Origin of the sequence: Marinomonas ushuaiensis DSM 15871, assembly GCF_000521805.1 — a bacterium.
GTDB classification, from domain to species: Bacteria; Pseudomonadota; Gammaproteobacteria; order Pseudomonadales; family Marinomonadaceae; genus Marinomonas; species Marinomonas ushuaiensis.
Genome location: NZ_JAMB01000001.1, coordinates 294,375 through 307,750 on the forward strand (window position 1 = coordinate 294,375; position 13,376 = coordinate 307,750).

13 protein-coding genes are annotated in these 13,376 nt (G+C 39.4%); 6 read left to right on the top strand and 7 right to left on the bottom strand.

What is annotated here, in order from left to right; translation table 11 throughout:
- A complete protein-coding gene (locus tag MUS1_RS01325) occupies window positions 1-804 on the top strand; it encodes a DUF547 domain-containing protein (RefSeq protein WP_051436038.1) in 804 nt (267 codons plus the stop codon).
- A gap of 23 nt (window positions 805-827) precedes the next feature.
- On the opposite strand, the gene MUS1_RS01330 is transcribed toward MUS1_RS01325, so the two are convergent.
- Entirely contained in the window at window positions 828-1,763 is a 936-nt protein-coding gene (locus MUS1_RS01330) for a LysR family transcriptional regulator (protein ID WP_036158018.1), read from the bottom strand.
- A 158-nt stretch (window positions 1,764-1,921) separates the two neighbouring features.
- Between MUS1_RS01330 and MUS1_RS01335 the strand changes: the two genes are divergently transcribed.
- The 3 genes from MUS1_RS01335 (at window position 1,922) to MUS1_RS01345 (ending at window position 4,802) form a co-directional block, all read left to right on the top strand.
- On the top strand, window positions 1,922-2,647 hold the full coding sequence (locus MUS1_RS01335) for a sulfite exporter TauE/SafE family protein (RefSeq protein ID WP_036158022.1): 726 nt from the start codon (window positions 1,922-1,924) through the stop codon (window positions 2,645-2,647).
- Between the two features lie 146 nt (window positions 2,648-2,793).
- Window positions 2,794-4,200 (top strand): bifunctional diguanylate cyclase/phosphodiesterase, encoded by a 1,407-nt coding sequence (locus tag MUS1_RS01340; RefSeq protein WP_036158025.1) that lies wholly within the window; start codon window positions 2,794-2,796, stop codon window positions 4,198-4,200.
- A gap of 74 nt (window positions 4,201-4,274) precedes the next feature.
- On the top strand, window positions 4,275-4,802 hold the full coding sequence (locus MUS1_RS01345; protein ID WP_051436039.1) for a M48 metallopeptidase family protein: 528 nt from the start codon (window positions 4,275-4,277) through the stop codon (window positions 4,800-4,802).
- Between the two features lie 28 nt (window positions 4,803-4,830).
- Here MUS1_RS01345 and MUS1_RS01350 read toward each other — a convergent pair whose 3' ends face one another.
- The 4 genes from MUS1_RS01350 to MUS1_RS01365 form a co-directional block, all read right to left on the bottom strand.
- Entirely contained in the window at window positions 4,831-5,502 is a 672-nt protein-coding gene (locus MUS1_RS01350) for a 7-cyano-7-deazaguanine/7-aminomethyl-7-deazaguanine transporter (protein WP_036158028.1), read from the bottom strand.
- Window positions 5,503-5,750: 248 nt separating this feature from the next.
- Entirely contained in the window at window positions 5,751-6,608 is an 858-nt protein-coding gene (locus MUS1_RS01355) for a PA4780 family RIO1-like protein kinase (protein WP_036158031.1), read from the bottom strand.
- 106 nt (window positions 6,609-6,714) lie between these two features.
- Complete coding sequence (locus MUS1_RS01360; protein ID WP_036158035.1) at window positions 6,715-7,644, bottom strand: hypothetical protein; 930 nt, start codon at window positions 7,642-7,644, stop codon at window positions 6,715-6,717.
- Between the two features lie 383 nt (window positions 7,645-8,027).
- On the bottom strand, window positions 8,028-9,296 hold the full coding sequence (locus tag MUS1_RS01365) for a DEAD/DEAH box helicase (protein ID WP_036158037.1): 1,269 nt from the start codon (window positions 9,294-9,296) through the stop codon (window positions 8,028-8,030).
- 206 nt (window positions 9,297-9,502) lie between these two features.
- Between MUS1_RS01365 and MUS1_RS01370 the strand changes: the two genes are divergently transcribed.
- Window positions 9,503-11,209, top strand: a complete 1,707-nt coding sequence (locus tag MUS1_RS01370) for a GGDEF domain-containing protein (RefSeq protein WP_036158040.1) — start codon at window positions 9,503-9,505, stop codon at window positions 11,207-11,209.
- A gap of 66 nt (window positions 11,210-11,275) precedes the next feature.
- Here MUS1_RS01370 and sdhD read toward each other — a convergent pair whose 3' ends face one another.
- Window positions 11,276-11,623, bottom strand: a complete 348-nt coding sequence (sdhD, locus tag MUS1_RS01375) for a succinate dehydrogenase, hydrophobic membrane anchor protein (RefSeq protein ID WP_036158043.1) — start codon at window positions 11,621-11,623, stop codon at window positions 11,276-11,278.
- Window positions 11,614-11,994, bottom strand: coding sequence for a succinate dehydrogenase, cytochrome b556 subunit (gene sdhC / locus MUS1_RS01380; RefSeq protein WP_036158046.1), 381 nt, complete (start codon window positions 11,992-11,994; stop codon window positions 11,614-11,616). Before sdhC ends, sdhD begins: the two co-directional genes overlap by 10 nt.
- A 306-nt stretch (window positions 11,995-12,300) precedes the next feature.
- Between sdhC and MUS1_RS01385 the strand changes: the two genes are divergently transcribed.
- Entirely contained in the window at window positions 12,301-13,362 is a 1,062-nt protein-coding gene (locus MUS1_RS01385) for an alkene reductase (protein ID WP_036159073.1), read from the top strand.
- Window positions 13,363-13,376 lie beyond the last annotated feature (14 nt).

The window sequence follows — 13,376 nt, forward strand, 5'->3', positions numbered from 1 at the left end:
ATGAAAAACTGGTTGATGACTCTATTCACGATTATTGGATTGCAAAGTGCGGTGGTCAACGCGGAAAACGCGTTTGATCACTCATCATGGAACGACTTGCTACAGCAAAATGTGCATCTCTTGAATGGCGGACAAGCCAGCCAAGTAGATTATCAAGGTTTTGCAGATGACAGAACATCTTTGAAACGTTACTTAGATCGTTTGGCTAAAGTAAACCAAACAGAATTCGATAGTTGGCCTAAAGACGATCAACTGGCTTTTTTGATTAACTCATACAATGCGTGGACTGTGGAGTTGATTCTAACGAAATGGCCTGATCTTGATTCTATTAAAGATCTTGGTAGTTTGTTTAGCTCACCTTGGAGCAAAAAAATTGTCACTTTGTTGGGTGAGAAGCGTTCATTAGATGAGGTTGAACATACACTCATTCGTGGATCCGATCGCTACAATGATCCACGTATTCACTTTGCAGTGAACTGTGCGAGCATCGGTTGTCCTGCATTGGCGAATCAAGCCTTTCAAGGTGATAACCTAGACAGCTTGCTAGAGACACAGACAGAACTATTTTTAGCTGACAGCAGCCGTAACCGTTTGAATGGTAAAAAATTAGAATTGTCTTCTATCTTCAAATGGTACCGTGAAGACTTTGAAAAAGGCTGGAAAGGTTATGATTCGTTAGAGGACTTTATCAGCAATTATGCGTCTTTTATATCGCTACCTGAACGTGTAAAAACTGCTCTTGATAACAAAAAAGTGGATATCAAGTTCTTGGATTACGATTGGGCTTTGAATAAAAAATCATAAAGGCGGTTTATCAAGTTTCATTCTTACGTGTCATCAGATGAGTTAGAAAAGCATTTCATCATTTCCCAAAAAAGGTTGGATTGAGAGCTTTGAGTCTGATGGCGTAGACGAATCATGAAAATAGGAACTTGGCTTTGAGATGTGAAATTTTCGACTTCAATCGGAATCAACTGACCATTTTCAAGTTCTGAGCCAATAATGTGTTTGGGCATCCGAGCCCACCCAAGACCATGCAGCAGCATGGTTTTTTTTGTCTGAAAATCATTCACGTACCAACGCCTTCCTGTTGGTAAAGTGTATCTGTGTCCGTTTTCTGCTGAGTTTACTGCAGTATTGCTCACTAGAATTTGTGGCAATGAATAAAGTTGCTGTTGTTTGATCTTTGCGCCGCTGACATTATTTTTTAAAGAGCAGGTTTGGTCGTTGTTAAGAAAAGCCAATACGTCAGGACTAACAACCGTAATCATGTTGATTCTATAAAGCTCAACAAAGGCGTGACGGTCATCAAGCCCATATCTTGGACCAATAGCAACGTCACATTTATTCTTCGTGAGCGCTTCCTGAACGCCATGTAAATGGTCTGTTGTAATGTCTAAAGATGTTTCTGGGTATTGAGTCTGAAAAGCTTTGATTCTTACCATGCCATTATCGTTTACGCCCATTTGACTGAGACAAAGATGCAATGGTGCTTCTATGCCTTTGGCTAAGTCGTGGCCAAGGTTTTCAAGTTGCTGTGCTTGGGATATGAGCTTTTTACTTTGTTGGAAAAAGGCATGGCCTTCCGCGGTTAATGTCGGGCGATAACTGTCTCGGTCAAAGAGTAAAATACCATACTGGGCTTCCAATGTTTTTACCGCCGCGCTGATGCCTGGTTGTGTTTTATGGATGGCGTCTGCAGCAGAGCGAAAACTACCTGTTTCGACAACCGCAATAAAGGCTCTCAGTTGATCCAGTTTCATAATAGGGCGTCACTTAATGATTAGTAATTATTATCATTTTAATAATAAAACGAAATTATTTATTTTTCATTGTTTGTCTTATGATTCTATCTATTGAACAGACGCTTGAAAGGACAGGTTTCTTAGCGACTGTTACGAATTAATGAATGGAGGAAAATGTGGATTTACCATTAGTTATATTGTTTTTAGCGGGTTTGATTACTGGCTTTTCAAAGTTTTCCGTTGGCGGTATGGGGTTATTAATACTGCCGATTGTTATGGTTGCTTTCCCCGGCCCAGAAGCATTAGGGATTTTGTTACCACTGTATATCGTGACGGACTTGATGGCGGTTGCCAGTTATCGACATAAAATTGCTTGGTCTGTTTTGGCGCGCTTTTTACCTCTCGCTTTCTTAGGTGTGTTTGTAGGTAGCCACTTTTTAGCGAACATCGGTGCGGATCAATTTCTAACGTTTCTTGGTGTCATCATAGTCGCGATGATTGGATTAGGTTTGTATCTGGATTTTCGTCCAGCAGCCTTCATGCGCAAACCGGTTACTGCCTATCTAATGGGATTTTTTGGTGGTGTTATTACTATGATGGCGAATGCCGCAGGCCCCATGTTTAGTTTGTTTTTACTTGAGCAAAAACTAGAAAAAGCGACCTATATCAGTACACGAGCTTGGGCGTTTTTCATCCTCAATTTATTAAAACTGCCACTTTATATCGGTCTTGGATTGTTATCTGTTGAGAGTACAAAAACGAGCCTTTACGCTTTACCAGGTTTGGCGCTTGGCTCATTTATTGGCTATCATTTTTTAAAGAAAGTGAATCCGATTCAGTTCAAATGGATGATTCGAATAATGTCCGCTTTAGCGGCTTTCAAATTGTTCTTATTTACTTAAAGAGATTTCATATAGCTAATGTACAAAAATCATACAAATAATTGACGATTTGATCTTGAACCGAATGGTTGATTACTATTAATTAGAGAGTGAGCGATGAGATTTGATTTTGTATCGCAATAAGAATTCTTTTCGTGGAAATTTGTATGGTTTACAACATAAGAAAAAATGATATTCGATTACAGGATATTTTAAATACGACGCCTATTTCTGTTGTGTGGTCGAATGTCTCCTCTGGTCGAGTGGAATACATTAATAAGAGCTTTAAACAGCTGTTCGGTTTTACTCTGCAAGACCTTCCTGATATTCGTACTTGGTGTTTACGAGTTTCTAATGATGAGTATTTTTTTCAAAATATTATCCAGCCTTGGCTTCTGAGTTGTCATGGTGATTCGTCTGCTGAAGATTTAAAAACACAACTGCTTTGCAAAGATGGATCCATTAGACAAGTCAGTATGAGTTTCTCTACGGTCGGTGATAAACGACTGTGGTACTTTAATGATGTCACGGATTATTGGATTGCTGAAAAACGATTACGCACGCAAAGCGATATGCTTGAAATGGTGGCCAAAAGTTCTGCATTAAAAGATATTTTGAACCTCATAGTGAAGCAGATTCAATTAGAGAGCCCTAACTCCCTTTGTAGCGTGTTGTTATTCAATAAAACAGAGCAATGTTTGAAGCTCGGTGCCGCCCCTGATTTTCCTGATTTTTATAATGATGCTGTTGATGGCCTAAAAATTGGTATGAATGTTGGTTCCTGTGGTGCCGCTGCGTATCTAGGAGAGCGGATTATAGTTGAAGATATTACGACACATAAAAACTGGACAGGGTTTAATGAGTTAGCTAAAAAAGCAAATGTTGCCGCCTGTTGGTCAGATCCTATTATGTCTTCGAAAGGCGATTTACTTGGTACTTTCGCCATATATAAACATGTGCCTTCTTCACCAACAGATAAAGATTTTGAACTGATTAATTTTGCCAGTAACTTGGTGAGCATTGCGATTGAAAGCTTTAAGGCACAAGAAGAGTTAGAGAAGCGAGCCTATTACGACCATCTTACGGGACTATTAAATCGCGGGAGCTTCTTTCAGCAATGCGAAAGTGTTCTTAATAAAACGAGTACGCCTTTGTCTATTGTTATGATGGATATCGATTATTTTAAAAAAGTGAATGATGCTTATGGTCATAAGGCAGGCGACTTGGTTTTGCAGAAATTGGCGGAAGTGAGTCAGCTTGTTCTGAGGCAAAATGATGTAATTGCTCGAATTGGCGGTGAAGAGTTTGCCATTTTATTACCATCGACTAAACAAGAAGGTGCTATTAAGGTCGCCAACACACTCAGATTGGCAATCGAAAAAAGTAGAGTTATAGGTCCTGATAATCAAGAGATTCATGTTACGGTATCGTTAGGTATTGCTTACAAGGAAGGCGGTTATTGCTCCGTGGATGAGTTGTTAAGCCAAGCAGATAAAGCCTTGTATCAGTCAAAAAATGCAGGTCGGAACTGCGTGCATTCATTAGAATGTCATGGCCGAAGGTCTTTATTTTAACTATAATTTCGGCTTTCAGTACTACTTTGAGTGGCGAATAAGACCTCAAATAATGTATTCAGATAGTAGGGTTTATGAGTCAAAAAAGTCCGTGTAACGGTATAAGAAGCTACCTTAATGGGTACAGTGCTCAGGTACAGAAACAAGTTCAGGATTTGTTAGCCTCTGGTTTATCTGGTGACTGGCTTCTTAAAAAATACCCTAATGCACATAATCTTAATGGCACACGCGGATTATATGAGTTTGCCATGGATTTAAAGAGCGAATTTATGCGTAGTTCGCCGCCTATCAGTAAGGTTATTTACGATGATAAAATTCACATCATCAATAACGCGCTTGGGTTGCACACTTATGTTTCGAGAAAACAAGGCAGTAAGCTGAAAGCAAAAAACGAGATTCGCATCTCGTCTTTATTTCGAAAAATCCCCGAGCCTTTGCTCAAAATGATCGTGGTTCATGAGCTTGCACATCTTCGTGAGAAAGATCACAACAAAGCTTTTTATAAGCTCTGTTCTTACATGGAACCAGATTACCATCAATTAGAATTCGACCTAAGAGTCTACCTCAGTCACCGAGATCAATATGGTGATCTTTGGTACTGAGGTGATTCAATTCAACCGTAATTTGGTTTCATGCGTCAGCGTTAGAAAGTTTGAAGTCTGGTTTGATGGTCGTGATCTTCTTCGTTAAATAATTAAGCAGCATGCCGTACAACGGAATGAACAAACCAAGGCTGATGATTAATTTGAAGGCGAAATCTGCCAACGCAATTTCTTGCCAATGTTGAGCCATAAAAGGATCAGGGCTCTGGTAGAAAGCGATGCCGAAGAAAGCCAAGGTATCTAATCCATTTCCTAATAGCGTGGAAGCTGCTGGTGCAATCCACCACTGCTTTAGTTGTCGAAGACGGTTAAATACTTGAATATCAAGTGCTTGACCAAGCAAATACGCCAATAGACTCGCAATCGCAATTCGCGCTACAAAAGCATTCAGTGACGAAAGTGCTTCAAAGCCCTGAAATTGCCCCTGAGCAAATATGACAGATAACACATAAGAAACGATAAGCGACGGAATCATGACCCAGAAAACGATTCTACGAGCCAATGACGCACCAAAAATTCGTACGGTTAGATCGGTTGCTAAGAAGATAAAAGGAAAAGTGAATGCGCCCCACGTTGTGTGAAATCCCCCAATGGTAAAAGGAATTTGAACAAGATAGTTGCTCGAAGCAATGATTAATAAGTGGAACATAGCAAGGTAGCGCAGAGCTTTCGCTTGCTGCACAGGTGTGAAATTACTCATATTGTGGCCTTTTTCGTTTGATTGGGGTGAGGGAACCCAAGTTTTAAATTTTGCTTTTTAAATAAAGCGTTAGTATGTGCTTTGACCTTTCAGTCAAAGACCGGCGGGATTATACATAATTGATTGGGTAATTCAATTTTTATGCGATAAGTGGGTACGTGTTTCTAACTGTTTGACATAAAAAAAGAGACAACGAATAAAGGCCATTGATCTCTTTTTTATGTTCTTCTTTCTGTCATTAGACGTCTTTATTCGTCTTCATCATTAGCATTAATGCGAGAAAGGCGTTCTTGTTCTTCTTCGTATGCTTCTTTGATTTCGGTGAGAACAGAATCTACGTCTGCTTCTTCTTCTGGTTCATCAAACTGGCCAGTGAGCTCTGTTTCTGGGGTTAGTTTACCCGCTTCAAACAGTGCCCAAATTTCTTTGGCGTATTTTGTTTCCAATAATTCTGGTGCAGACATGCCGTAATAATTGCGCATATTGTTAATATCACGCTCTAGCATCCATTCAGCATTGTTATTTGCTGCAGCATCAACGGCTTGTGGTAAATCAATGATGACTGGGCCGTGGGAGTCAACCAGTACGTTGAACTCAGACAAATCGCCGTGAATGAGACCGGCACAAAGCATACGAACAATGTCTTGTATAATTGTAGCGTGGTCGCGTCTGGCTTGCTCTTCACTAAGGACGACATCGTTTAAACGAGGTGCCACTTTGCCTTCGTCATCAGTGACAAGTTCCATTAGTAAAACGCCATCAAAGCAACCATAAGGTGTGGGTGCACGAACGCCAGCCGCTGCTAAGCGATACAAGGCATCAACTTCAGCATTTTGCCAAAGGCTCTCTTGTTCGTCACGGCCGAATTTAGAGCCTTTTTCCATCGCTCGTGATCGACGGCTATTACGAACTTTCCGCCCCTCTCTGTATTGAACGGCTTGCTTAAAGCTTCGTTTCCCAGCTTCTTTATAGACTTTCGCGCAGCGGATTTCTGATCCACAACGTACCACGTAGACGGTTGCTTCTTTGCCACTCATTAACTGTCGAAGGACTTCGTCTATTAATCCATCTTCGATGAGCGGTTGTATTCTTTTAGGGATTTTCATGCGGCTCGTTATACAGTGATTAAATGAAAAATGAAACCACCAGAAATATTAATATGATTTCTATTTCTGGCGATGCGAAATCCTTTTCACCTCGTGGTGAACAAGTCTATTCGTGGTTATCACGTTTTTTAAATTCATTTCTTATTAGGTATTCAATCATTTCATTGATTTTCATACCATTTTCTTCCGCTAACGCATTTAGTTTTTGTTTTGTGTTAAGAGTCATGCTTATGCTGTAAGGCTTTCTGCCACTCGACTTTTCGCGAAATTTTTTCTGGCTCCACGCCTTCTTCATTTTATCAATGATGATGACTTTACGGTCTACGTTATCAGATAAATCGATAGTAGCAATAACCACTGCTTTTTTTTCTGCATCATTAACGGGTATCCAAGCCGGTTCTAGTGGTCTTTGGGTTATGTTTTGAAGATAAGACCATGCCCAAGCCCAATGTACTGGGTTATTTTCTTCCAGCCAATTAACAATGGTCTCGTTTAAATGGATTTCGTTCCACTTCACCTTTAAGTGATTAAGGATGTCTTCTTGTTGCTGAGCGTTAGCTTCGCCACCATAAAAAGCATTTAGAATGTCAGTCAGTCTGTCGGCTGTGTTGTGCTTTTCATTGTTAAACGCTTTTGCTGATAAGAGGCTCATATTGATTATGCGCTCTTCTGCATTAGGAACCTTAATTAGAATGGGTTCTCGGCCTGCTTCTGGGGCTTTAGTTGTGCTTTTTAGATAACACCAAGCCCAATTACATAAACGTTCGTTTTTTATATCTATCCAGCGGAAGTCACTTAAAGGAAGTTGAGTGGAATTAAACGCAGCACGCATTTGAGTCGGAAAAATTTTAGGTGCTCGATTCTTGGCAATCAAACTTTCCAGTTCATCATTCAAACTCTGCAAACGTTCTGTTAAAGAGTTGCCGCGTAAATGTCTTGGAGACGCAGATCGTATATGTTGCAGTAAATAATCCGAATAAAAAGCATATTCTCTTTCAGATCTTGCTTCCAATAAATCTGTTTTGCTTTTATTCATATTTCTTGCTCCCTCTCGATGTTTATTCCATCACCAAACGTTATTTAATTACTGCGTAGATGTTTGGTAAATTTTACGTGTATTTGTGTGAATTGACAATAAACTTACAGTTGATTTGTTGATTATTCAAGAACTTTGACCTCTATTAGTAAGAGAAATCCTATGAAGATATTTTCATAGGAAATTATGAAATGACAAAAAATTGCTTATGCTTCAGGGTATTGCGAAGTATCTAGGGTGTGCTTTATCAGAAAATAAGAAAAAGACGAAGGTATGAGAATAGGAGGGAGATAAAGTAGAAGAATTTAGAAGGTAAGAGGGATAGGTAAGAGCATTCTGATGGTGCTCTATTTATTTAACAGAGCACCATGAAATGTACGATGTTATGATTTGCTGTTTTTATAAGGATGTTTGCTCTTTGGTTTCTTATGTTTATTAGGATGAAGGCCAAGTGCTTTGGCTCTCAGTTCTTTTTTCGATGGTTCACGTTTCTTTTGAGAACTGCTTGGTTTATTTAAGTCTGGTTCGAAACCTGGAAGCCACTGAGGAATGAATTGTTCACCAACCAGTTTTTCAATGTCCGTTAATAAGTAGCGTTCTTTTTCTGTGATCAAACTGATGGCAAGTCCGGTTGTTCCCGCGCGGCCTGTTCTTCCGATACGATGAATGTAATCTTCGGCGTTGTAAGGTAGTTCGTGATTGATCACATATTGTAATTGTTCAATATCAAGGCCTCGTGCAGCTACATCGGTTGCAACCAAAGCTCGTACTTTGCCTTCTTTAAATTCGGCTAATACACGATCTCGAGCACCTTGGGATTTATCACCGTGAATAGATTGAGTAGCAATGCCATCTTTTTGCATTTCTTTGGCAAGTTCATCTGCGCCTTGTTTTGTGCGCGTAAAAATAAGCACTTGCTTCCAGTTCTTTGAACCAATCAAGAACGAAAGCAGAGCACTTTTTTTATCGACATCAACGGCGTAAATTGTTTGCTCGACCTGAGTTGCTGTCGTGTTTCTACTATCAACTTCAATCAATTGCGGGTTATTCAATAAGGTTTTACTTAGTGCAAAAATGTCGTCGTTGAATGTCGCAGAAAAGAATAAGGTTTGACGACTTTCAGGAAGATTTTTAAGAATGCGTTGAATATCAATGATAAATCCCATGTCCAGCATACGATCTGCTTCATCTAATACGAGCGTTTGCAATGCGCTTAAATCGATGAGGTTCTTCATAATCAACTCAAGCAATCGGCCAGGCGTTGCGACTAGCACGTCACAACCTTGTTTCAATGCATCAATTTGTACATTAATACTTGCCCCGCCATAGGCAACGACAGATTTAACCATCAGATCTTTGCTGTATTTCACAAAACTGGAGTGAACTTGTTGCGCTAGCTCACGAGTTGGCGTTAGCACTAATACTCGTATATGAGATAAGTTATCCACTTCTTTTTTTAGTAAAATACTGTGAATAAGAGGCAAGGCAAAAGCGGCGGTTTTTCCTGTGCCAGTTTGAGCGCCAGCCATAAGGTCTTTGTTAGCAAGAATAGAAGGAATTGCAGCTTTTTGTATTGGCGTAGGTGTTGCATAACCTAATTGGTCTACAATATTAGTGATGTCTTTAAGAAGTCCTAAAGAGGTAAAGCTCATATGTGTTCTCTTTTTTATAAAGGAGGCGTTTTAAACGGCCTTAATTAAAGGCATTAAAATAATTGCGTCAGTGTAACTGATTGCTAAGAGCTAGGTAACAGCGCATAAAATAGAGGCGCTAGATTTCCATTTTCAACAAGCGTAAGGAGTGCTGACTTGTTCGTTTTTTCTTATGTAAAAAGTTGTTATAAGGGGTTCTTTCGAACATGACGATTAAATCACGCTTCTTAATTTTCACCGCACTTATTTTATTAACGACGAGTTTTTTTTCATGGCTTTCAATGCAAATGTTAGCAGAAGGCATTATTGCTAGTTGGGTTGAGCGGTATGCTGAAAAACAGGTTAAGTACGATAAAGTTCGCACCTTGTTACCTTTGATACAAGAGGTAAATTTATCAAAAGAGTTCGCCGAATTAGAGTCTCTAAAAGCATGGGCGAAACAACCGTATAACGATGTCTTAAAACAGCAAGCATTTGATGATACCGAGGCTTTTCGATCTAGATTTTCAGATAACTCCTATTTCATTGCACTAAGAGGGAGTGAACGTTATTACTATAGTGATGATAGTAAGTACCAAAATACGAACAAAGACGAATCCGAAAAAGAGTTTTATCGCTATACATTAGATCAGAATAAAACCGCAGATTCATGGTTTTATTCAATCATCGACATAAAGCTAAATCTGCATTTAAACGTCAATCCAGACGTTGAATTGGGTGTTGTAAAGCTTTGGAGCGATGTATTGATTCGAGACGGTGAAGACATCTTGGGTGTTGTTGGTACAGGTTTAGATCTAACGACCTTTTTATCGAAAATGGTTAATGAACAGGACATTTATTCTGCAATTGTGTTTACGGACCATGATGGTTCAATTCAACTTTATCAAAAAGAAGAGCTTATTGATTACGCTTCTATAACCAAGCAATCTAATAATAAAAAACAAATCTTTCAACTGTTGGATGATGATAGCTCTAGAGAACAACTACAAAAGAGTTTTGAATTAGCAAAACTGCAGCCAGATAATGTTGAAATGGCCAGAGTGAATAAAGATGGTGTTAGTCAATTGGCCAGTGTTATTTATATTGCTGAAATCGATTGGTTCCAAGTGAACTTCATTGATATTAATAGTTTCCTTCCGTGGACTGAATTCTCAAGTTTGTTAGTTGTTTTCTTAATCAGCTTAGTCTGTGCTCTGGTTACCATTTATGTATTAATAACCTTGATAATTACCAAACCATTGAATGAATTAGAGCGGTCTATCTGTTCGTTAGAAAAAGGAAAGTATCACGAACCTAAGTTAAATTTCTTTGCGGGACGAGAAATCAAACGACTAATATCAAAATATAAAAAAATATCGTTATCACTTTTAGAGTACCAACAAGAATTAGAGCAGAAAGTCATAGAGCGAACAGAAAAACTAGATCATCTTTCCAAGCTTGACCCTTTGACGAGTTTATTCAACCGTCGTGGCTTTAAAGTCCATATGACGCAATACATCAAAAACTGGCAGGATCATCATCAGCCTTTTAGTTTGATAAATGTTGATATTAATCAGTTCAAAAAAGTAAATGACGAATATGGTCATGCTGTTGGTGATCTTTTACTACAACGGATTGCTGACTATTTAAAAAATATCGTGGGGAATGGCGGTGAAGTTTCCCGATGGGGTGGTGATGAGTTTTTGATATTGGTGAAAGGCACTTCTAACGTCGGCGAAGATAATACAGATCTCAGCATACTTAATCAGTTGTTGAGTGAGCGTGAGTCTCTTAGCATCGAAGTAAATAGCCAAGAAGTGTTGATTGCTTTTAGTGTTGGTAGCACAGAAGTTAAAGGCAATGACAGCCTTGAAGACATGCTAAATAGAGCAGATAAAGCCATGTATTCTATGAAGTTTTCAAGAAAAGGTTAGTTTATTTATAGCAATTTAAAATTGCGTTCGTCATTATTTAAACGAACGCAATTTTAAGGAGAAATTTTACATGGAGCAAAGAGTATAAAGACCGAAAGCTAAGTAGCTAAGGCTTCCTGCTATGACGACTGCGATATAAATACGGTTGATGCAGTTTGGCTTTATGTAATCTGTGCCGATTTGCCAGCCCGCTAAAACACCGTTAAGGCAAGCCATGATTAAGGTAATAGAAGTATAAACCTTAAACCACGTAGGAGAAAATAACGCTTTCCAATCGGAAAAAGTGGCTGTATCTAAAGTAAGAATAAGCCCAATAAAAACAACAACCCAAAGGCAAATGGCAACATTCGATAAACGTTGAAATACCCATTCTCGTGTGCCGCTACGAGCTTTACCTGATAACATTACGCCCATACCCAAATCCCCGATACAATACAAAAACAACCAGCAACAATAGCCACAGTTAACGCAATTTTTTTACCTGATTCAAGCTCTTCAAAATGACCAAAGTCTTGGATGATGTGTTTCACTGTCGCACACATGTAATAGCCGAAAGCAGACAATAATCCCCAGACCATGAACTGACCTAATGGATTTTGTGAGAAGAATTCTAGTAAGCCGTTGAAGTTGTCTTCAGATAAAAGTGAGAAATAAACAGCAGGCAAGAAAATTGCCATGCTAACCCATAAAATTACAGCAGATACCCTGTGTAATATGGATACAACGGCCGTTATGGGTAAACTGATTGTCTTGATATCAAGATTAACCGGACGTTCTTTATTCATGTTCTTCTCCAAAACGGTTATAGAAACGCTATTTTAAAGTAAAAAAGACCGATTAACACCAAAAAGAATCCTGAGTTATTATTGTTTTTTCTAAGGCGTAAATAAACCCATGAGTGAGAATGATTTCATGTTTGTGAACATATAGGAAAATAAGATTTATTTCTTACTAAATAAACTACAACTCAGTAAAGAAAGTGCAAGCGATTGAATTGTACAAACCTAGCCTCATCAAGTGACTATCCTTGGTATTGATACCGAATTATTTAGAGTCATTTTTTGGAGTTAGCAGTGAGCACAACCGACAACATGTTATTTAACCCTGTCCAATTGGGCGATTTAAAATTACCAAACCGTTTTATCATGGCCCCACTAACGCGTACGCGTGCGCCCAATCACCTACCGAATGCCTTGATGGCGGAATATTATTCACAACGTGCAAGTACAGGTTTGTTGATCGCTGAATGCACAATGGTGACAGAGAACACGTCTGCTTTTGGTGATGATCCTGGTATTTACTCTCAAGAACAAATCGATGGTTGGAAGCTAACAACAGAAGCGGTACATAAAGCCGATGGCCGTATTTTCCTTCAAATCTGGCACGCAGGTCGAGCTGCTCATCCATTATTAAATGGTGGAAAAGAAGCGGTTGCACCCAGTGCGATTGCCATCGAAGGTGAAACTCATACGCCAGAAGGCAAAAAGCCTTACACGGTGCCTCGTGCATTAACGGTTTCTGAAATCAAAGCCATCGTAGGTGATTTCCGTCAAGCGGCAATGAATGCAAAAGAAGCAGGCTTTGATGGTGTAGAAATTCATGGTGCGAATGGTTACTTAATTGATCAGTTTTTACGGGACAGCGCTAATCAACGTACAGATGAATACGGCGGCTCTTTTGAAAACCGAGCGCGTTTCTTAAGCGAAGTCATTGAAGCGGTTACCGAGGTTATGGGCAGTGGTCGAGTGGGTCTTCGCCTTTCACCGTTAAACAGTTTCCAAAGTATGAAAGACAGCGATCCATTAGCATGGACACGCTTTTTGGCGGAACAACTTAATCGTTTCGACTTAGCGTACTTGCATTTGATGAGAGCGGATTTCTTTGGTTTGCAGCAAGCTGATGTTGTTCCTGTCGCTCGTGAAGCTTACCAAGGTCATTTGATGGTAAACATGGGTTACAGCCCAGAAGAAGCAAGCCAAGTGATTGCCGACAAAAAAGCAGACAGTGTGGCGTTTGGCACTGGGATCTTGGCAAACCCAGATTTCGTTGAGCGTGTTAAACAAGGTGCAGAATTCAATACACCGAATCCTGATACTTTTTATACGCCAGGCTCAGTTGGTTACACAGACTATCCATTTTTAACTCAGCCTTAAAATAGCGTTGCTGT

What these genes read in the sequence shown, in the direction of transcription:
- MUS1_RS01370 (WP_036158040.1), top strand. Translation starts at nt 9,503, where the DNA reads ATGACGATTAAATCACGCTTCTTAATTTTCACCGCACTTATTTTATTA.
- MUS1_RS01360 (WP_036158035.1), bottom strand. Translation starts at nt 7,644, where the DNA reads ATGAATAAAAGCAAAACAGATTTATTGGAAGCAAGATCTGAAAGAGAA.
- MUS1_RS01330 (WP_036158018.1), bottom strand. Translation starts at nt 1,763, where the DNA reads ATGAAACTGGATCAACTGAGAGCCTTTATTGCGGTTGTCGAAACAGGT.
- MUS1_RS01385 (WP_036159073.1), top strand. Translation starts at nt 12,301, where the DNA reads ATGTTATTTAACCCTGTCCAATTGGGCGATTTAAAATTACCAAACCGT.
- MUS1_RS01345 (WP_051436039.1), top strand. Translation starts at nt 4,275, where the DNA reads ATGAGTCAAAAAAGTCCGTGTAACGGTATAAGAAGCTACCTTAATGGG.
- MUS1_RS01340 (WP_036158025.1), top strand. Translation starts at nt 2,794, where the DNA reads ATGGTTTACAACATAAGAAAAAATGATATTCGATTACAGGATATTTTA.
- sdhD (WP_036158043.1), bottom strand. Translation starts at nt 11,623, where the DNA reads ATGGGCGTAATGTTATCAGGTAAAGCTCGTAGCGGCACACGAGAATGG.
- MUS1_RS01325 (WP_051436038.1), top strand. Translation starts at nt 1, where the DNA reads ATGAAAAACTGGTTGATGACTCTATTCACGATTATTGGATTGCAAAGT.
- MUS1_RS01355 (WP_036158031.1), bottom strand. Translation starts at nt 6,608, where the DNA reads ATGAAAATCCCTAAAAGAATACAACCGCTCATCGAAGATGGATTAATA.
- MUS1_RS01365 (WP_036158037.1), bottom strand. Translation starts at nt 9,296, where the DNA reads ATGAGCTTTACCTCTTTAGGACTTCTTAAAGACATCACTAATATTGTA.
- sdhC (WP_036158046.1), bottom strand. Translation starts at nt 11,994, where the DNA reads ATGAATAAAGAACGTCCGGTTAATCTTGATATCAAGACAATCAGTTTA.
- MUS1_RS01350 (WP_036158028.1), bottom strand. Translation starts at nt 5,502, where the DNA reads ATGAGTAATTTCACACCTGTGCAGCAAGCGAAAGCTCTGCGCTACCTT.